Raw genomic sequence first — 21,406 nt, 5'->3', positions numbered from 1 at the left:
ACGGCACAACAAATAACATACGGTACGGGCTAGTCGTAACCCGTACCGTATGTTACAATTTTAGAGCTGATTTTAAGCAATGCGTTGAAATAAACAATTACTGTAATGTATCATCAAAGGCGCACCGCTTGAATTACGGCGAAGCAACGGCGCGGAGCTATTCGGATTGCAATTGCTGTATCGCTACGTCTCTTGTTTTTATTAAAGAACAAAATAGAAAAGGCTTCATTTCAAAATGCAGAAATCAAACGATAATATTAGCAACAGATAAAGATGAATCGAAGAAAATTAAAGTATTTGCACAGCATCGCCTTTACGGTTTTAATCCTTGGTTCACTGTTCTCGGTCTCCTGCGTTTCTTCAAAGAAACTTTCGTCAAAAAAACCAAACGAAATTGTTTTGGATGTAAGAAGCGTTGGCGCGAAAGGTGACGGTACTAGGGATGATACTCAGTCTTTCCAAAACGCAATTGATTCCATTGCCGCTTTGGGTGGGGGAATTGTTTTCGTACCCGGCGGACGATACTTGATTGACGGCAATGTGTCGGTGAAACTGAAAAGCCACGTAACGCTTCGCTTTGCCGATTCAACGGCGGAGCTACTTGCAAAGCCAACCAAAAGCCAACGCTTTTATGTTTTGATGGTGTTGAACGCAACGGACGTGAACATCACCGGCGGTAAAATCATTGGAGACCGCAAAGAACATTTGGACACGACAGGCGAGTGGGGCATGGGCATCGCCGTGTACGCAAGTAAAAACGTTACCATTAACGGGACGAAAATTTACAACTGCTGGGGCGACGGCATTGTGATTGGCGCCAAAGGTGGCGCACCGTTTTACGCACCGGGTCCATCCATCAACGTAACGGTAAAAAACGTAACCAGCGACAACAACCGGCGGCAGGCCATCACCGTTGGCAAAGCAAACGGTATGTTGATTGATTCCTGCATTCTCACAAATACCAACGGCACGAAGCCCATGGCCGGCATTGACATTGAACCCGACAAAGACACGGCGCAAAACATCACCATCCAAAACAGCCTTTTGGCTTATAACAAAGGCAACGGCATCGAGATTTACGTTAACCGCTCCAGCGTGGTGCAAAACGTGGTGGCCAAAAACAATTTTATTCACCACAACGCTTACGGCGGCTATCTCATCAGAGCAAAAAACGTCGAATTCAATCACAACCGGATTGTTCAAAACAAATACATGCCACTCATTAAAGCAGTTAGCCTCGTCAATTGTACGCTTACGCCAAATGCGTCCGAGTAAAACTTAAACAGTGCTTCCATGAAAATTCAATATGCGAACGCAGCCGTGAAAACAAACGGGCGGATATTTTTTCTTTTCGCAGTCTTGTTCGCCAGTTTAACTATAAAAGCTCAAAAGGAGTTTGACGGTATCCGGGGCACGCAAAACTGGCCCGAGTTCAGCGATGCGCCGAACGCTTTGTATCATCACCTTGCAGACCGAGCTTATGCTGATTTAGACAAGCGTTCACAAAAGGTTGCCGGCATTCATACGCTTGCAGAATGGCAACAAAGGCAGCAGTGGTTGAAAAAAACCTTGCACGAAGTGATTGGCTCTTTCCCTGAAAAAAAGCCATTGAATGCAACCATTGTAAAAACCTATGAAAAGGATTTTTATCGTTTGGAGAATATTATTTACGAATCGCAGCCGGGCTATTATGTAACGTCAACGCTGTTTATTCCAAAAGGCGCAAAAAAAGCACCGGCCATTGTTTATTGCAGCGGACATTCCGATAACGGTTACCGTCCCAAAGGCTATCTGAACGAGATTTTAAATTTTGTAAAAAAAGGATTCATTGTTTTTGCTTTTGATCCAATGGGACAGGGGGAACGCTTGCAGTATTACAATTCAAAAACAAACAAGTCAAGATTCAAATGGCCTTCTTATGAACATTCATATCCCGGTGCACAGCTTTTCATTACAGGCAATACGCTGGCTAACTATTTTATTTGGGACGGCATTCGTGCGGTTGATTATTTGCTGACAAGAAAAGAAGTTGACGGCGGTAGAATCGGCATTACCGGACGTTCGGGTGGCGGTACGCAAAGCGCCTACATCGCTGCTTTTGATGATCGCATTAAAGCAGCGGCGCCGGAAAATTACATTACAAACATGAAGCGCCTCTTTCAGGCAATGGGCCCACAGGATGCTGAACAAAACTTTTTCTACGGCATGGACAGAGGCCTAGACATGGGAGATCTTTTGGAAGTAAGAGCACCAAAGCCTATGTTGGTAGTGACTACTTCGCAGGACATGTTTCCCATTCAGGGCGCCCTTGAAACATATGCTGAAGTAGCAAACGTTTACAAAGCTTACGGCAAGCCCGAAAACTTTTCGATGGTTACCGATGATGCGCCACATGCCACTACTTTAAAAAATCGCGAAGCTTCCTATGTGTTCTTTCAAAAAGCGCTGAACAATCCAGGCAACCCAAAAGAAGAGCAAGTGACCCTGCCAAGTGATGAAGAATTACAGGTAACAAAAACAGGACAGGTATCCACTTCGTTGAATGCTGAAACTGCGTTTAGCATCAACAGTAAGAATGCGGTAAAGCGGATGCAAAAATTGAAAGCTGCGAGAAAAAACATTCCTTCTTATTTGCCCCGCATAGTGCAATCGGCAAAACAACTTTCCGGTTACCAGGAACCGAAAGAATCGCCGGCTCCCTGGTTTGCCGGACAAATTCAACGAAAGGGATACGTCATTCAAAAATACTTGTTGAAAGGTGAAGGAAATTACATGATCCCTTACATCATTTTAAAGCCTGAACTGCCTACACAAAAAGCCATGCTTTACCTGAATCCTTCAGGCAAAGCAGCCGATGTTCAGGAAGGCGGCGATATGGAATGGTTTGTCAAAAATGGTGTAATGGTGGTGTCGCCAGATTTGGTGGGCCTAGGTGAATTGGGACCAGGAGAATTCAAAGGAGATTCTTATGTGGACAGTGTTTCGTACAATATTTGGTTTGCCGGTATTCTTACAGGCCGAAGCATTGTTGGTATCCGGGCTGGCGATGTAATTCGTATCGCTAATCAATTGAAAAAAGATGGAGTAAAAGAGATTTACGGGTTAGCCAAAAAACAATTGTCTCCTGTGTTGCTGCACGCAGCCGCTTTTGATAAGGACATCAGCAAGATCGCATTGATACAACCCTATTCTTCTTATCGTGCTATTGTGATGGACAGGGATTACAATGCTGAATTTTTACACAGCACTGTCGCAGCCTCAATCGGTTTCTATGATCTTCCTGATCTTGCTGCTAGCCTGGCGCCAAAATCATTACTCATTGCTGGTGTAACGGATGCCAGGGGCCAAGCTAGTAACGATGGAGACATTATAAATGATTTGTCGGTTATTAAAGCGGCTTACCAGCGCACCGCACCAAACAAATTGCAGATTGTTCGTGAAGGAACGATTTCGCAATCAGCAGATGAGTTGAAAGCTTGGCTCAAAAATTAAATTCAACATAAGAAGCTTCACAACTTTCATTAAGCAATAAAATGAACACTCTTAAACTTTTTAGCATGGTCAGGTTCTTTTTTTGTCTTCTGTTTATAGGCTTGTCAATTGTTTTTTCGATAGGATGCTCTCGTAAAAATGGAATTGAGGACAAACAAAATCCACCGGCCGATTCTTCCAAGACAAAAATTTATCTAAATGTTGTTTCGGTAGGCGCAGTTGGCAATGGCACCGCTGACGATACATGGGCATTTCAAAAAGCGATTGATTCTGTAGCTGCGCTGGGTGGAGGAACGGTTTATGTTCCAACAGGCACTTATCTCATTGATGCTGACGTTTCAATTAACATGAAGAGTAATGTAACGTTGGATATGGTTGATACAACACGTGTGCTGAAAACAAAGCCTACAGCCACTGTTCGTAACTACGTGATAAAATTGAACAACATATCCAATGCAAAAGTGATTGCAGGAAAGATAGTTGGTGACCGCTATCAACATCTGGGAACTACCGGCGAATGGGGAATGGGAATGGGCATTAACAGTTCTTCAAGTATAACGGTTACAGGTACACACATTGTTGATTGCTGGGGAGATGGAATAACCATAAGCAGTTATAATTGTGTGCTCAAAAACGTTGTTTGTGATAATAACAGGCGGCAGGGATTAACGATTGGCTCCAGCGATAGTCTTTTGGTAGATTCATGCACCTTTACGCATACTAACGGAACGGCTCCACAAGACGGAATAGACATTGAGCCGGATGCGGGTACCGCACAGCGGGTGCACATTACAAATTGTTTAATCGCCTACAACACCAAAGTCGGCGTGGAAATGAACGCCAAGCCTACCACGACAGCGGTTATTAAAAATATATACGTGCAGAACAATTTTATCCATGACAATAGCTATAGCGGCTACGTTCAGTACCTAAGCAATTCTGTGTTTACCGATAACCGAATGATAAGTAATACTTACTCGGGGAATAGAGTGCATGCTTCTAATGCAATCAACTGTTTGTTTGATCCGAATACGTATCAATAAGGGTTGTTCTGCAAGAAGAAAAATTAGCCTGCGTTTCGGTAACATTGAATGTATGGTGATGCTCAATACAAGTTCAACAGTTGAAAAGTTTGGCATTGATAAGAAGTCTGCCGCCGGTAATTGATGAAGGGTGATATTATAAATAGAGTTACTGCAAATTCATTTACAAACCATTTTAAAAGTTCAAAGCGAATCATGATGATAAAAACAGTGAAAAGAGTGCTCGTTTGTTTTTTGGTTTGTTTGTTGGCGCACGGTGCAAGTGCAAAGGATTTTTTTATCACGGATTTTGGCGCAAAGCCGGGAGCAAATTATTTAAATACAACCGCCATCAACAAAGCCATCGAAGCCTGTTCAAAAAACGGCGGGGGACGGGTGGTAATTCCCGCCGGCGTGTTTCGTTCGGGGACCTTGTTCATGAAAGACAACGTGGAGCTGCATTTGGAAACCGGAGCTACGTTGTTAGCCAGTGCTGATATAAAAGATTTACCCGTTCAACCAAAGGCCGCCTATCGTTCGCAAAAAGATACGGTCGGATGGAGGGCCTTCATCTTTGCCAACGAAGTTTCAAACATTGCCATCACCGGCTTTGGAACAATTGACGGCAACGGCGCACAGCAAAAACCTGATCCGGCTGCGTTGAAAGGCGACTTGGATGGACGGCCCCGCAACGTTCTTTTCATTAGTTGCAAGAACATCCGTGTGGAAGGAATTAAAATGCTGAACGCCGGCATCTGGAACCAGCATTATCTCAATTGCGAAGACGTGGTGGTGGACAAGATCAACGTGTACAACCACGCTAACCGAAACAACGACGGCATTGACATTGATGGTTGCCGGCGCTTCACACTTTCCAACTCCACCTTTGACACCGACGACGACGCCATTGTTTTAAAAAGCACCGGTCCAGCTCCTTGCGAAAACATCGCCATCACCAATTGCATTGTTTCCAGCTTTTGCAACGCCATCAAAGCCGGAACCGAATCAACCGGCGGATTCAAAAACATCTCCATCTCCAATTGCGTCGTAAAGCCAAGCAGCAATCCGCATCCGCCCATTTACGGAACGGCAAAAGGCATTGCGGCCTTGTCGCTGGAGATTGTGGACGGCGGCGTGATGGACGGCGTGAGCATCAGCAACATTGCAATCGAAGGAAGCGACTGCCCCTTGTTTGTGCGCCTGGGCAACCGCGCCAGAAAACACACGGGCAATGCGCCGGAGCCGCCGGTTGGCGTCATGCGAAACATCGTCATCAACAACGTGGTGGCGTATCACACCGGCAATTATTCTTCTTCCATTACCGGCATTCCCGGTCATTACGTAGAGAATCTGTCTTTATCGAACGTGCAGTTTTACAATGCCGGCGGATTGAAGCAGGGCGAGTACATCAGCGACGTTGCCAAAGTAAAAGAAGACGAGAAAGGTTATCCGCAGCCCACGGTGTGGAAAGAATTGCCTTCGTCGGCTTTGTTCCTTCGCCACGCAAAAAACATTCAGGTGAGAGGATTGATGCTGAACTCCGAACAACCCGATCCCCGCACGCCGGTAATAGCAGTGGACGTGGAAGGCCTGCAAATACAAGCCATTGCCAAAGTAAACAACTCCAGCGCTGCTGTTTTTTTCAAAGGCTGGAACGTGAAAGACGTGGCGGTGGATACACCGCTGGCCTGGAAAGGAGAAACGTTTCAAATAAATAAATGAGCCGGATAAGGAAGAAGCTACAAATACAAGAAAAGCAATTCTGACTCTGATGAAAAATTGGTGTAATCATTCTTCAGATGATTCATTAACGCTTTGGTAAACTTATTCTATACGAATACTCTTTAAGCAGTTGAATAAATTTTCTTCGAAACTTAGGCTGGGCAAATCCTTTGATCTTGTGCACGACAAGAAACGAAATAACAAATTGTAGGTTGTTGTACTAAATAAGTCTGCCTAATTCAAACGTGGAAGCGACGGCTGATCTTTATTTTATCTGCTAACGGCGCCAATGTGAACGGGCCAATTCCTACTGCCAAAAGCATGATCGAATAACGAAGTCGGGTGCTTCCGGTTCAATAAGCCTTATTGTGCATACCTCAAATCCATTAAGCAACAGACTTGTTTGTGCCCTAAAAAATCACGTGAATTACCGTTGTAAAAAAAATCTTGGAAACCGGATATTTTTTTATATTTGACTACTATTATAAAATGATACTTTATAATGTAAAATTATTAATTTCTCAGTTTATGAAATTAGAGCTTCTTCTTGTCTTCAGTGTCATTGTTGGAATCTTTACGGCACAGGATGCGGCTGCGCAAAACCGTACCGTAATCACGGGTCGGGTTTTTTCGTCTGAAGGACAGAAACCGCTGGCTGGCGTAAGCATCAAAGTCAGGGGAACTTCGCAGGGCACCACGACAAATGCCGAAGGCGACTATTCTATCACCGTTGCCTCGCCCAAAGCCGTTTTAGTTGTTTCATCCATTGGTTTTGAACAGCAGGATGTGCCGGTAAATTCAAGGTCGGTTATCAACGTTACTTTAACGCTTTCAAGTAATGAGTTGCAGCAGGTGGTGGTTATCGGCTACGGTACAGTAAAGAAAAGAGATTTGACGGGTTCAGTATCGCAGGTAAAAGCTGAAGATATAAATGCTTATCCGGCTTCCAGCGTGCTTCAGGCTCTACAGGGCAGGGCGTCCGGCGTGCAGGTGCTGCAAAACTCAGGAGGCCCTGGTGATGCCGTAAGCATCCGCATCCGCGGTACTAATTCTATTAAAGGAGACAACGAACCGTTGTACGTCGTCGACGGATTTCCGCTTTCCGGCAATCCAACGGTTTTGAATAACGCCGATATTGAAAGCATTGAAATTTTAAAAGACGCATCCGCTACCGCTATCTATGGTTCCCGCGGCGCTAATGGCGTTGTATTGATTACCACGAAAAGAGGCAAGGCAGGGAAAACAAAAGTAAATTTTGAATCGAGTTACAGTGTGCAAACACTACGAAAGAAGTTGGATTTTATGAACGCCAAAGAGTACGCCCAGTTTTACAACGAACAAGCGAAGAACGACAACCTTACTCCTTATTTTTCACAGGCGCAAATTGATAGTTTTGGAACCGGCTTTGACTGGCAAGATTTGGTTTTTCAAAAAGCGCCGATGAAAACGCTGGCGCTAAATGTAAACGGAGGCAACGAAAAAACACAATACTCGTTTACCGGAAGTGTACTTGATCAGGATGGAATTATAAGAGGAAGCAATTACAAACGTTATTCGCTTGGTGTAAACCTGAATAACAGTATTAGCGATAAAGTGCGGCTTAACTTTTCCACCCTTTTAAGCCGCAACAGCAACAACCGTTTGAACGAAGGAAGGGGCAGTAACCGGGGAGGCTCCATGATATCAGCAGCACTTTCTGCACCGCCAACGCTGACACCTTATAACAACGATGGTTCGTACAGGGTGCTTACAACTGCCTATTCCTTTATTTCAAATTCGATTGTAAATCCGTTGAATTATATCAACGAAGAAACGGATCTGAACACGGCCAATAAAGTGTTAGCGAATGTTGCGTTTATGTACAACCCCATTCCCGAACTGACAATTAAACTTTCGGGAGGAATTGAAAACACCGATGCCCGGGAGGATTCATACCGCACGACAAAATTTGTAAGCTCGGCAGGCCAGGCTAGCGTTAGCACTTCGCAATTCACCAGTCTTTTAAGTGAAAACACCGTTACCTATAATAGAACGTTCAAGAAAAAACACAACCTCGCGGTTCTTGGTGGATTTACGTACCAAAATTTTATTAGCACGTCGCTCACCGGTGGCGGTGTAGGCTTTATCAACGACGTAGGCCAAACGTATGATCTGAATTCTGCCAGCACACCGGGCATTCCGGGCTCCGGCTATTCCAAGTCGGTAATCATGTCTTATCTGGGCCGCATCAATTACACTTACAACGATAAATACCTGGCTACCGTTAGTTTTCGCTCCGATGGTTCTTCTAAATATAGTGAGGGTCACAAATGGGGAAACTTTCCTTCCGCGGCATTGGCGTGGAGGGTATCCAAAGAAGATTTTTTGAAAAATGTTGCGCTCCTATCTGATCTAAAATTGCGGCTTGGCTGGGGCTTTACAGGAAGTCAGGCCATTGGTCCTTACACAACGCTTAGCCAGCTTGTTTCGGGAAAAACAGTTTTTAACGGCAGCTTGTACACGACGTTTTCGCCCAGCACCCGCCTGCCCGGAAACTTAAAGTGGGAGACAACGGAACAAAAGGATATTGGTATTGATGTTGGGGTTTTAAACAACCGCATTCTTTTTACGGCTGATTATTACGTAAAGAACACACACGATCTGCTGAACGATGTTGAACTGCCGCCATCATCCGGTTATGCCAATACCATTCAAAACATTGGTGAAGTGCAAAATCATGGCTTTGAATTTGGTGTTGACGCAAAACTCCTTCGGGGCGCATTTAAATGGAACGTCAACGCCAATCTTTCGGTGAACAGAAACAAAGTAGTAAGGCTGGCTGATGGAGAGGATATTCTGGGTGGTAAACTGTCACAGGCGATTGTCGTTGACAATACAAACATTCTTCGCGAAGGACAACCCATTGGCATGTTTTGGGGATACGTGGAAGACGGTTATGATAGCAAAGGGCACATTGTGTTCAAGGATTTAGACAAGGACGGTGCCATTACTCCTAATGACAGAACTTATATCGGCAATCCCAATCCCGATTTCATCTACGGGTTCAACTCTGACCTTTCTTACAAAAATTTTGACTTTAGCTTTTTTCTCCAGGGCGTTAAAGGCAACGATCTTTTCAACGTAAACGCCATCAACAACACCATTGATTACGGCTATGGCCTGAACATGCCGAGAGAGGTTTATAACAACCATTGGACGCCGGCCAATACCAATGCGAAATATCCTGTTATCAGCCGCTCGGTGACGGCAAACGTATCAAACAGGTTTGTAGAAGACGGCTCTTACCTGCGGTTAAAAAACATTCAATTGGCTTATAATTTTCCAGTTAACAAATTAGGAGGCAACTGGATTCGCAATCTCCAGGTGTATGTAAGCGGCCAAAACCTTTTGACTTTCACAAAATATTCCTGGTTTGATCCCGAAGTAAACGCAAGCGGCGGCAGTGCCTCCACTACGCTGGGGCTTGACTGGTACAGCTATCCCACATCCAAGTCGGTAACCTTTGGCATTCGTGCGGGATTTTAAACAGGTTGGTTTAATACGATTTAATGCTAAAAATTCAACAATGAAAAGAAGCTTCAAAACATATACTGGCACCAATGTTCGATTAAAGCGTTTTCATTACGGTCTGTTAGCGTTGCTGCTTGGTTTTACGGCCTGTAAAAAGGAATTGGAAGAACATCCCAAATCAATAGCCGTAGAAACGTTTTACAACACAGCTACGGAAGTAGAAACGGCTGTGAACGCAATTTACCCGCCTTTGCGCAGCACCAACATCATGGGATCGTATCTATCCGAACTTGAGCCCTACGTAGATTATGGCGATGCCCGCGGCAGTTTTGCCGTGCTCAATGATTTTCAAGGTTTGAATGCCACGCACATTAGCCGGACAGACCAGGCTTGGTCATCTTTTTACCTAAGCATTCGCAACGCTAATTTGGTTATTGCCAATGCGCCAAATGGCAAAGACATCTCGCAGGCCGACGTCAAAAAATATATTGCAGAAGCAAAATTTTTACGTGCGTTTAATTACTTCCACCTGGTAAGAAGTTGGGGAGGTGTGCCGATTCATACCGAAGCTAACTTAGCAGAAACAGACGTAAAGAAGAGTACACCAGCGGACGTCTATAACTTAATTGTTGCCGATTTGCAAGATGCCGAAACGAACCTGCCGGATAAACCTGCGCAGTTGGGACGGCCTTCGAAGTGGGCGGCTAAAACTCTGTTGGCTGATGTGTATTTGCAGCTAAAAAAATATACCGAGGCCCGCGATAAAAGCGACGAGGTTATCAAGGCAAATAAATATGCTTTAGTGCCGGTAGCCACGGTTGACGACTGGCAAAAAATCTTTAGTGGCGATGCAGGTGTTACGACCGAGGAAATCTTTTACATTGAATTCACACGCCAAAGTGGTTACGGCAGTATCTGGCCGATGTATTTAAATCATCCCGGAACCAAGTTGCTTCGGCAGGGGGGATATTATGGCTTTCACAGCTACACGACGAATCCTGTTTATCAAAATCAGGACAACAATGATCTGCGCAAGGGACTGTGGTATGTATGGAACATCGGCATGGGACCGAACACGACGCTCAATAAAAAATTTATTGACCAGATAGCGACAAACGGGGCGGGAAACCCTGCTACCTGGTACCGTTACGCCGATCTACTGTTGATTTACGCTGAAGCCGCAAGCCGGGCAAACAACGGGCCTACAGTTAACGCTATGGAAGCGTTAAATCAGGTACATCGAAGAGCCTATGGAAAAAATCCAAACACTCCTTCTTCGGTTGACTTTAAACTGGCTGATTACGATGCCAACAGTTTTTTGGATTTGGTCATCAGGGAGAGGGGATATGAATTTGTTTATGAAGGTAAACGCTGGTTGACGCTGAAGAGGACCGGAAAGGCACAGGAAATCATTGGCGCCGTAAAAGGCAAAACGATTGCCGAAAAATGTTACCTGTTTCCGATACCGGCTTCAGAATTTAATTTCAACAAAGCCCTTGATCCGACAAAAGATCAAAATCCCGGATATTAAAATTCAGAAATCACTATAAAAAGCAGTAACAAGAAATCATCTTTTCAAATCTTAAGGAAACGGGTTTTAAAAAGTAAGCATGAAGAAATACATCCAGTTTATAGGCGTTGCGTTTCTTTTGTTCGGCAGCGCATCGGCGCAGAAAAATTCCTCGTGGAGCGATCCTGCCTTGCAAAAGCAAATCGAAACCAACATTGAAAAATACCGCAAAGGCGACGCTGTTATTACCGTCGTGGATAAGAAAGGAAAGCCGGTTGCAAATGCCACAATCGTTGTTCAACAGCAAACGAGCGAATTCAAATTCGGCTGCAATTTGTTTGTGTTACATCAATTGGCTACGCCTGAATTAAACCGCAAATACGAAGCGGCATTTACAAAACTGTTCAACTTCGCCACCATTCCTTTTTACTGGGCCGAACTAGAGCCCAAGCAGGACAGCCTGCGCTTTAAAGAAGGCTCTGTTCCCCTGTGGCGGCGCATTCCACCGGATGAAGCCGTAAAATGGTGCAAAGAACACAACCTCATGATCAAAGGGCATCCAATGCTTTACATCAAAAGCAAGTTCATGCCAACATGGGTTTCCAAGACCGATCCGGCAACGTTGAAAGTGCTGGCAAAAAAACGCATGACGGAGCTTGCCAATCGTTACGGAAAAGACGTTGCCGTTTGGGACGTAGTGAACGAAGAAGTGGCGCGGTTAAAATATCCAAACGTGTGGCACCAGGCTCCAAAAGATTACCTGGCCTGGGCCTTTAAAGTAGCCGATAGTTTGTTTCCCAAAACAACCACATTGATGATTAACGATGAAACAAAAACGGTGCACGACAGCACTGAGCAATACGTTGACTTGGTGAAAGGATTGTTGAAACAAAACGTTCGTGTAGACGGCATTGGTATTCAGTTTCACATGCTGCTCGTGAAAAAATTTTTAAACGGCGAGGCCTTTACGCCAGCGATTATGCACAACGCTTACACAGAATTGGGAAAGTTGGGCAAGCCGCTTTGGATTACTGAGATCACGGTTCCCAGCAACGAAGAAAACGGTTGGCAAAATCAGGCCGCCATTGTATCCAACATTTATAAGTTGTGGTTCAGCGAGCCGCAAATGAAGGGAATCACCTGGTGGAATTTTGGCGACGGGACCGCTTTCGGTACCGAAAACAATTTTAAAGGCGGACTGTTGGATTCTGCCATGAACCCAAAGCCTGCTTACAAAGTTTTGGATCAATTGATTAACCACGACTGGAAAACGAATCTGACGCTAACAACCGACGCCAAGGGCAAAATAAATTTCAGGGGCTTTTATGGTACTTATTCCATTGAAGTGAAAAAAGGAAGCAAATCGAAAAAGCAAATTCCATTTGAATTGAAAAGCAAAAACCGTCAAAGCCGGGCAATGCTGGCTTTGACTGAATCATTTTAAAATAAATGTTGCAATAAAATATTCTGAACAAAAATTAAACAAACACTATGAGCACACAACAGTATAAAAAAGAAATAGGAATGATGAACCTTGAGCAATTGATTGAAAGCCGTGAAAGCGTTTCTGACGCTGATTTTCCCATTCCTGAAAAAGAACTTTTGTGCCGCTTCGAACGGATGTACACCGGCGCCGTAAACGATGTGCTGCGGGAATTTTGTTTGCTCAATCAAGCCTTGCCTAACCGCATCCAACCGTTGCGCGAATACCGCACTATTGCCGGCATTGCGTTCACCGTTAAAAGCGCACCCAACGCGATGATCAGCGGCGAGATGGAATTTCGTACGCAGATGTTGGATACCATGCACGAAGACGCTTTTGTAATTTGGGACACCAGCCTGGATGAACAGGCTACTTTGTGGGGAGGCGTCATGACGGCAACAGCCAAAGGAAAAAAAGTAAAAGCGGCCTGCATTGATGGCGGCATTCGTGACACGCACCAAATTTTAGATGCCGACTTTCCTGTTTTTTACAAGTACCGGTTGTCCAATGGCAGTTTGGGAAGATGCCTTATCACGCATTACCAAGTGACGCTTTCGATTGGTGGTGTCACCATCAAGCCCGGGGATGTTATTCTTGGTGATATTGATGGAGTCTTAGTAGTACCACGAGAGATTGCGTACAAAGTTTTGATAAGGGCCGAAGAAATTTTAGCAAACGAAGAGGTCATTTTTAGCTGGGTGAAAGAAGGGCAATCCATTCATGAGATTAGCGAGAAAGGTGGATACTTTTAATGCTTCGCAGGTTTTGAGCCTCCATTTTTCATTGACAAAATAAATTCTCCGGTTACCGTTTTTCGGCGCGAGGAAGGGAACGTCAGCAACTTTATAGCGGAGACAATTTTTCCGCAGCTAAAATATTAGTAGATAATGCAAACGCTTGGTCTTATTGGCGGGGTAAGTTGGGTTTCAACGATCAACTATTACAGGCAGATCAACGAGGGAATAAACGATGCCTTAGGCGGCCTTAATTTTTCGCGGTGCATCATTTATTCTTTCAATTATGCCGATATAAAAAAGAACATTGATTCGGATGACTGGGAAGCAACTTTCGAGATGGTTGCAATGGCTTGCCGTCATTTTAAAACTGCTGGCGCAACAGGCATTGTTTTGTGTGCGAATACCCTGCACTTGATGGCAGACAGGATTGAAAAAGAAATTGGCTTGCCGGTCGTTCACATTGCAACGGCAACCGCAATGGAAATTGAAAAAGCTGGCCTAAAGAAGGTTGGCTTGCTCGGCACAAAATTTACAATGGAGCTCAACTTTTTTACATCGAAACTAATTCAGCGGGGAATGGAAGTCATTGTTCCGAATGAAGAAGACAGGGAATTTGTTCACGACACCATTTATAACGAATTGGGGAAAGGTGTTTTTACACTTGAAACAAAAAGGCGCTACCTCGCAATCATTGACAAATTAGTAAAAGAAGGCGCGGAGGGCATTATACTTGGCTGTACAGAAATCCCGTTATTGATTCATGCGGAGGATGTTCCGGTTCCTACGTTTGATACAGGTCTGTTGCATTCGCAGGCAGCAGTCGAATTTTCATTGCAGTAAATATCATTCCATTGCGCTGAACTTGAAGGCCAGGCTTTTTGCCTTTCATTCAAAAGGCGCTTTACCGTTTGCAATTAACGTCATGAAACTATTATTTGCTCCGTTTATTTTGCTTGCCTTCTTGCCTTTTGTAAAAAGGGAAGGGCTGGCATTCTCGCCAAATGAAAACCACAAACGAATCAATGCCGATCCTGTTGTGATTGATGAACCTTTGTTAATTCACGGTTTGGAAATAAGGGATTTTAACAAGAAACGGTGTATCCAATTAAAAGAAGGTACGAGCAACGGCGTGGCGGAAATAAATTTTTTCGAACCGTCTGCCTGTTACGATCTCACTTTGTTTTATGTAGATGAAAAAAGCGGGAAAGCAGAACTGGCCGTACTGATAAACGGCAAACAAGCCGGAAGCATTCCGTTTGATGAAGAAAGCAAAAACGATTTCAACGCTTTTGCTTTTAAAAAGAAAACAATTGCCGGAATCAACATCCAACAATGGAGTAAAATTTCGTTGCTGTTCACCGGCGATAAAACGGAACGATGCCGCATTGAAAAATTGGTGCTTACGCCGGTTGGCGCATTCAAAGGCCAATTGCAAAATTTAAAAAGACCGGAGACGCTTCAACTGTTTGAAACGGCTGACGAAAAGCAAACGGCAAGAGGGTTTCTTCCGCATTTTGTAAATGACCGCATTGATAGCCTGATGAAAGGGCGGGTGAGAGAACTTCAGCAATTAAAAACGCCACAGGAATGGTTAGCACAACAAAATAAAACCCGCCAAATTTTGGACAGCTTCTTTGGAAAATTTCCAGCCAAAACAGCCTTGCATCCGGTAATCACGGGAAAGATTGAGCGTGAAAAATACACCATTGAAAAGCTTTATTTCGAGAGCCGTCCGCATTATTACGTAACCGCTAATTTTTATTTACCGAAAGAAAGAAAGTTGCCTGTGCCCGGCGTTCTTTTCACTTGCGGCCATAGCGATAACGGCAAGAACAATCTTTTGTATCACAGCACTTGTTTGGGTTTGGTGCTGAAAGGTTATGCGGTTTTAGTTTTTGATCCCGTCGGTCAGGGAGAGCGGGTTGAATACTTTAATGCAAATACAAAAACAGAGAACGTTGATGGAGCCGTTGATCAACATTATTATTTGGGCAGGCCGTCTTTTCTTGTTAACCGCACCTTGTCTGGTTTGCGGGCCTGGGACGCCACAAGAGCGTTGGATTACCTGACATCAAGACCCGAAGTAGATACAAGCAAAATAGCTGCGGTAGGCAATTCAGGCGGCGGGCAAATGGCCCTATTGATTACCGCCCTCGATCATCGGATAAAGGTTTGTGCGGCTGGTCATCCCGGTGGTCAGATGGAAAAAAATTATTTGCCGGGGCAAAACTTAATAGACCGTCAAATATTTAGTTTGATAGCCCCTCGTCCGGTTCGCATAATCGTTGGCGAAAAATCAGGCGAAGAAGCACCGCATCGGAAAAAGATTGAGGACATTCAACTATTCATGGAAGGTTTAGGTTACAACAAAGACCGGGCTGAAATAAAAATGGTGGACGGTGTTCACGACATAAAGCTGCCAAAAAGAGAAGCTGTGTATGAATGGTTGAACCGTTGGTTTGGAAAAGAAAATGAAGGCACAACCGAAGCAACCTTGCATCCAGAAGAAGAGGAGAATTTGTGGGTTACAAAAAGCGGGTTGACACTTGTTTCGCTTGGCGGCGAAAGCGGGCAATCACTTAACGAAAAGGAATTGGAAAAAATATACAAGCCCGTAAAAAATGACAATGAGTTAAAACAGCGGATTGCCGCCAGAATTGGATTGAACGGGAATGAAAAACGAAGCAGCATCAACGCTCATTCTGTTGAAACAATCCACTGCGGCGATCTTTCAGTGGAGAAACTAACCTATCAAAGCGAAGAAGGAATGTTGATCCCTGCACTTTTGATCAAACCAAAAAAAATAAATTCTTCAGCACCGGTTTATGTTTATGCGTCTGAACAAGGAAAGCCACGCAGTTATACTGAAACGTCGATTCCCTTTGCATTGGCACAAAAAGGAAACATTGTATTGGCCATTGATGTGAGAGGCGTTGGTGAAACAAGTCCAACGGCTTCTTTGCCGTTGCCGGTTAAATATTCGGCTTGCACGGCGCCGCAATGGATACACGATTGTCTTGCCATTCAAAGCCCGGGGTTTGGTCGCACGATGACGGGTATGAGAACGTTTGATGTAATGCGTGGCATTGATTTTATTCAATCACGCAACGAGCTTAAGGATAGGAAAATCTTTGTGTACGGCGAAGGCATCGGCGGTTTGTGGGCCTTGCTGGCAAGCATTTATGATTCTCGTGTGGCCGGCGTAATTACAAACGGAACGTTGACATCCTACAAACAATTAGTTGCGAATAAATATTACGCAGTTAGCTCTGATTATTTCTGGCTGCCGGGTGTTTTGTGCGATTTTGATATTCCAGCCCTGGCTCGTCTTGCAACAAAGCAACAATGGATTGACCCTATCAACGGTTTGGGCGAAAAATTAACTGCAGCCGATGCAGCTACTATCATTGGAAACAATAAAAAGATAGCAATTGTTTCAACGAAGAAACACACTTCTGCTATCGTTCCTTCTTTTCAACCATGATGATAAAAAAGTTTACCGGTAGGTTCTTTCTTCTGTTGGCGACGATGTTTTTCTACGGCGCAAGCAACGCAGCCGTAAAACTTCCGGCGCTGTTTGCAGACCACATGGTATTGCAGCAAAAAACAAAGGCACCGATTTGGGGTTGGGGATCGCCGGGTGAAGAAATTTCCGTTGAAGCATCCTGGCAAGAAAGTAAAATTCACACCAAAGTTGCTGCATCGGGAGATTGGAAAATTGAATTGGCAACTCCAACCGCCGGCGGGCCTTATAAAATAAAGATCAGCGGTGAAAATCTAATAGAGCTCGACGATGTATGGATCGGTGAAGTATGGCTTTGCTCCGGACAATCGAACATGACCTTTCCGTTGAAGTACAGCGACAGCGCAAAGGGTGAAATTGCAAAAGCCGATTTTCCTTCCATTCGTTATTTTGGTGTGCAGCAACAATTTGGCCCCGAACCTTTTCGGGATTGCAAAGGCCAATGGCAAATCACTTCGCCTCAAACCGCCGCTTCTTTTTCTGCCGTGGCGTATTATTTTGCCCGGAAACTTTGTAATGATTTAAAGGTGCCCGTTGGCATTGTGTGTTCCGGTTGGTCGGGGACACCTGCTGAAGCCTGGACACCAAAAGAAGTTTTGCAAGCCGATGACTCGTTGCATTATTTCTTGCAGCGCTGGAAAGAAATTCCGCAAAAGGTTGGCGCGGATTCAGTAAAATATCATCTTGCTGTACAGCAGTGGGAAGAACAAAAAAAATCCGGCAATAACAATTTGCCAAAGCCAGATGAACCAAGAAATTATTATTACTATTCAAAACCCTGGTGCGAACCAGGCGCTTTGTTCAATGGAATGATCCAACCGCTGATACCGTTTTGTTTTAAAGGTGTGTTGTGGTATCAGGGCGAATCGAATGTTTCTGAAAACAACCTCTATCAAAATTTATTCAAGGCGCTCATCAAAAGTTGGCGCAAGCAATGGAATGATGAAGACCTGCCTTTTTATTTTGTTCAGATTGCACCGTTTGGTTACAGCGATTTGGGTGCGGCGGCAAAGCTTCGGCAGGCTCAGTATAATGTAATGAAAACAGTGGCTCATACCGCCATGGCAATTACGGTTGATGTTGGCAACATGAACAACATTCATTTCACCCATAAAAAAGAAGTGGGTGAACGATTGGCTTTGATTGCACAGGCAAAAAGTTACGGGTTTAAAAACAGTGTTTATAAAGGCCCTGAATGTTTTGCCGTTTCTAAAGTGGGTCATGGCTTGCTAGTCAGTTTTGATCAAACTTTGTTCACCATTGATGATAAAAAGCCGCAGGGTTTTGAAATAGGATATAAAGATTCAAAAACAAACTCCCTTCTCTTTGTTCCTGCGGAAGCAACCATCCAAAACCATCAGGTGAAAGTTTGGAATAATAATGTAAAAGACCCCTTGGTTGTTCGGTATGCGTGGTTGGAAATATCCAACGCCAATCTTAAAAACAGTTCAGGCTTGCCGGCTTTCCCTTTTCAGCAAAGCGTTGAAATGCATAAATCAAAAACCAAAAGCAGCCGTTGAAAAAAAGCCTTCCATACAAATGGGAACTCGTCATCATCCTTTGGCTTGCCTATTTTTTTAATCAGGGCGACCGGCAGATTTTTAATGCGGTAATTCCCCTCATCAAAAAAAACATGCATTTATCCGATGTGGAAATTGGTACAATCGCCACCATCTTCACCATCGTTTACGGTTGCGTTGTTCCGTTTGCGGGTTTTGCCAGTGATCTGTTGAAAAGAAAATGGATCGTTTTTTTTAGCCTGCTGATATTCAGTGTCGGCACATTGCTCACGGGCTTTAGCGGAAGCTTATTTTCGCTTATTCTTATCAGGGGCATTGTAACGGGCGGTGGCGAAGCGGTTTATTATCCGGCAGCCACTTCGCTCATCAGCCAATACCATCAAAAAACAAGAGCGATGGCCCTGTCCATTCACCAAACATCGCTGTACGTCGGCATCGTGGCCAGTGGTTTTATTGCGGCTTACATTGGCGAAAGAATGGGTTGGCGGTATTCGTTTTATACATTCGGCATGGGTGGATTGATTTTGGTGGCTTATGTTTTTTTCCGGGTGAAAGATGTGCCTCAGGAAGTACCCCAAAGCCGTCTTTCTGTTTGGCGGGTAGCCAAACATATTTTCGCAAAAAAAACCGTGTGGATGCTTTGTCTTGCTTTTGGTGCCATGGTTTTTGTAAACGTTGGTTTCGTAACCTGGATGGCTACTTTTTATTTCGAGAAATTTCATCTTTCGTTAGCTACTGCCGGTTTTACTTCTATGTTCTTTCATTTCGGTTTGGCTTTTTTGGGGGTGCTTATTGGTGGCAAGCTTTCCGATAAATTTTCAGTGAAACGAAAAACCACGCGGCTCGAAACGGAATTCATTGGTTTGTTGTTTGGCGCACCTTTTATTTTCATCATGGCCCGCACACCAAGCTTATACGTTAGTTATGCGGCGCTTGCCGCCTTTGGTTTTTTCAGGGGTATTTATGATTCCAATTTATTTGCCGCTTTGTTTGATGTGATTGAACCAGGATACAGAGCGTCTTCGGTAGGCGTGATGACCTCATTTGCTTTTCTTACCGGTGCCTTTGCACCATTGTTGCTGGGGATTATCAAAACCCAATACGGCCTTTCAGTCGGCATTGGCTTGTTAAGTGTTTTTTATTTGGTTGCTGCCGTGCTGATCTTGCTGGCTATTTTATTTTATTTCAAAAAAGATTATTACGATGAATCGCCTGCGTGATGTTTTTTCAATCGCAAAGAAATTAAAAAAGTTTTTGGCGCTGTTGCTTTTTACCGTTCCAGTTTTCTGTTCTGCGCAGGAAAAGGACGTTGACAATTCTTCGCTAAATAACATCATTCCAAAACCTGTTTTTTTTCGTTTGCGAACGAGTAAGACTGTTATCATAACAAACAAAACCGTAATTGTTGCAGACAAACAATTTTTGGCTCAAGCAACGTATTTACAGCAGCAGATAGAAACCCAAACAGGGCTTCACCTTTCCCTGCACAACAAACCGCCTAAAAATGCGGCAGCCGTTGTTCTCGGTTTCGATAATCAACGTGCGAACAAACCGGAAATGTATGTGTTCGATATAAAAAGCAGCGGTGTAAAAATTGTGGCGCGGGATGTAATGGGCATCGTTCACGGCATTCAAACCTTGTTGCAATTGCTGCCGTTAAAGGCCGCGGAAAACATTTCATTGCCTGCCCTTTCTATTGAAGATTATCCCCGCTTTCGCTACCGTGGAATGCATCTGGATGTAAGCCGTCATTTCTTTCCGGTAAGCTTTATCAAAAAATACATTGACTATCTCACTTTTCACAAATTCAACACCTTTCACTGGCATTTAACCGATGATCAAGGTTGGCGAATCCAAATTAAAAGCTATCCCAAACTAACAGAAGTGGGTGCGTGGCGTGATTCAACATTGATTGGACATTTTAGAGACACGCCTGCTCGTTACGACAGAACCCGTTACGGTGGTTTTTATACACAAGATGAAATAAAGGACATCATTCATTACGCTGCGATAAGAGGCATCACCATCATTCCTGAAATTGATATTCCGGGTCATAGTCGTGCCGCCATTGCAGCTTATCCCGAATTGAGTACAAACCCTGATACCACCTGGGACGTAGCGACAGCCTGGGGTATGTTCAACCGGCAAAACAACGTGCTGGCGCCCAATGAAAAAACCTTCGCTTTTTTAAAAGCGGTGTTTGGCGAGATCGCCGATCTTTTTCCCTCGCCATACATACACGTAGGTGGCGATGAATGCAGCAAGATTTGGTGGAAAGCCGATCCGCGAACGCAAGCCTTTATGAAGGAACACGACTTGAAAGACGAAACCGCATTGCAAACGTATTTTATCGAACAAGCCATTGCAGATGTAACGGCAAAGGGAAAAAAAGTAATTGGTTGGGATGAAATCTTGGAACCGGGCCTGGACACATCGGCCATCATCATGAACTGGCGCGGCGTGAAGGCTGCGATCACGGCTGCACAAAACGGACACGAAGTCATCATGAGTCCGGGCAAACCTTTGTATTTCGATTATTATCAATCAAAACAAAAAGACAGTCTGGCCATTGGCGGTTACACGCCTTGGGATTCGGTTTATTTGTTTGAACCCATCCCGGCGCAAATTGCTGCGCAAGGTTTGAGCAAACAAGTGTTGGGCGTGCAAGCCAACGTGTGGACGGAATACATGGCTTATCCGAGCAAGGTTGAATACATGATCTTTCCAAGAATGACGGCTTTAAGTGAAGTGTTGTGGACGGATAAAAACAGAAAAAATATAAATGATTTCAAACGCAGACTGGAACAAACCGCCGTGCCGCGATACCAATTTTGGAACAGCAGCTATTATAAAAATTTTGACAACACATCGAGTCAATAATTGAAGG

13 protein-coding genes are annotated in these 21,406 nt (G+C 44.3%); all 13 read left to right on the top strand.

All coding sequences use genetic code 11. The annotated features are described in order from the left end of the window. Positions 1–273 precede the first annotated feature (273 nt). The 13 genes from FSB75_RS10590 to FSB75_RS10530 all read left to right on the top strand — a co-directional run bounded on the left by FSB75_RS10590 (position 274) and on the right by FSB75_RS10530 (position 21,399). A complete protein-coding gene (locus FSB75_RS10590; protein ID WP_146786796.1) occupies positions 274–1,275 on the top strand; it encodes a right-handed parallel beta-helix repeat-containing protein in 1,002 nt (333 codons plus the stop codon). Between the two features lie 18 nt (positions 1,276–1,293). Beyond that, positions 1,294–3,492, top strand: coding sequence for an alpha/beta hydrolase family protein (locus FSB75_RS10585; RefSeq protein WP_146786794.1), 2,199 nt, complete (start codon positions 1,294–1,296; stop codon positions 3,490–3,492). Between the two features lie 65 nt (positions 3,493–3,557). Beyond that, positions 3,558–4,535 (top strand): glycosyl hydrolase family 28-related protein, encoded by a 978-nt coding sequence (locus tag FSB75_RS10580; RefSeq protein ID WP_172623117.1) that lies wholly within the window; start codon positions 3,558–3,560, stop codon positions 4,533–4,535. A 195-nt stretch (positions 4,536–4,730) separates the two neighbouring features. Continuing rightward, on the top strand, positions 4,731–6,236 hold the full coding sequence (locus FSB75_RS10575) for a glycoside hydrolase family 28 protein (RefSeq protein WP_227990553.1): 1,506 nt from the start codon (positions 4,731–4,733) through the stop codon (positions 6,234–6,236). A 528-nt stretch (positions 6,237–6,764) separates the two neighbouring features. After that, complete coding sequence (locus FSB75_RS10570; RefSeq protein ID WP_146786788.1) at positions 6,765–9,761, top strand: SusC/RagA family TonB-linked outer membrane protein; 2,997 nt, start codon at positions 6,765–6,767, stop codon at positions 9,759–9,761. Positions 9,762–9,801: 40 nt separating this feature from the next. After that, complete coding sequence (locus tag FSB75_RS10565; protein WP_146786785.1) at positions 9,802–11,277, top strand: RagB/SusD family nutrient uptake outer membrane protein; 1,476 nt, start codon at positions 9,802–9,804, stop codon at positions 11,275–11,277. Between the two features lie 79 nt (positions 11,278–11,356). Then, positions 11,357–12,700, top strand: a complete 1,344-nt coding sequence (locus FSB75_RS10560) for an endo-1,4-beta-xylanase (protein ID WP_146786782.1) — start codon at positions 11,357–11,359, stop codon at positions 12,698–12,700. A gap of 47 nt (positions 12,701–12,747) precedes the next feature. Further along, entirely contained in the window at positions 12,748–13,491 is a 744-nt protein-coding gene (locus FSB75_RS10555) for an RraA family protein (RefSeq protein WP_146786779.1), read from the top strand. 135 nt (positions 13,492–13,626) lie between these two features. Next, positions 13,627–14,316, top strand: a complete 690-nt coding sequence (locus FSB75_RS10550) for an aspartate/glutamate racemase family protein (RefSeq protein WP_146786776.1) — start codon at positions 13,627–13,629, stop codon at positions 14,314–14,316. Positions 14,317–14,398: 82 nt separating this feature from the next. Continuing rightward, on the top strand, positions 14,399–16,960 hold the full coding sequence (locus FSB75_RS10545; protein ID WP_172623116.1) for an alpha/beta hydrolase: 2,562 nt from the start codon (positions 14,399–14,401) through the stop codon (positions 16,958–16,960). After that, positions 16,957–18,519 carry a sialate O-acetylesterase gene (locus FSB75_RS10540; protein WP_146786770.1) on the top strand — a complete coding sequence of 521 codons (1,563 nt, stop codon included), beginning with the start codon at positions 16,957–16,959 and terminating at the stop codon, positions 18,517–18,519. The genes FSB75_RS10545 and FSB75_RS10540 overlap by 4 nt, the downstream gene beginning before the upstream one ends. Next, on the top strand, positions 18,516–19,739 hold the full coding sequence (locus FSB75_RS10535; protein WP_146786767.1) for an MFS transporter: 1,224 nt from the start codon (positions 18,516–18,518) through the stop codon (positions 19,737–19,739). The genes FSB75_RS10540 and FSB75_RS10535 overlap by 4 nt, the downstream gene beginning before the upstream one ends. Continuing rightward, positions 19,723–21,399: a beta-N-acetylhexosaminidase gene (locus FSB75_RS10530; RefSeq protein ID WP_146786764.1), complete on the top strand. Its 1,677-nt coding sequence runs from the start codon at positions 19,723–19,725 to the stop codon at positions 21,397–21,399. The genes FSB75_RS10535 and FSB75_RS10530 overlap by 17 nt, the downstream gene beginning before the upstream one ends. Positions 21,400–21,406: the final 7 nt, after the last annotated feature.

Source organism: Flavisolibacter ginsenosidimutans (assembly GCF_007970805.1).
GTDB classification, from domain to species: domain Bacteria; phylum Bacteroidota; class Bacteroidia; order Chitinophagales; family Chitinophagaceae; genus Flavisolibacter; species Flavisolibacter ginsenosidimutans.
This window is presented reverse-complemented; position numbering and strand designations above follow the sequence as displayed.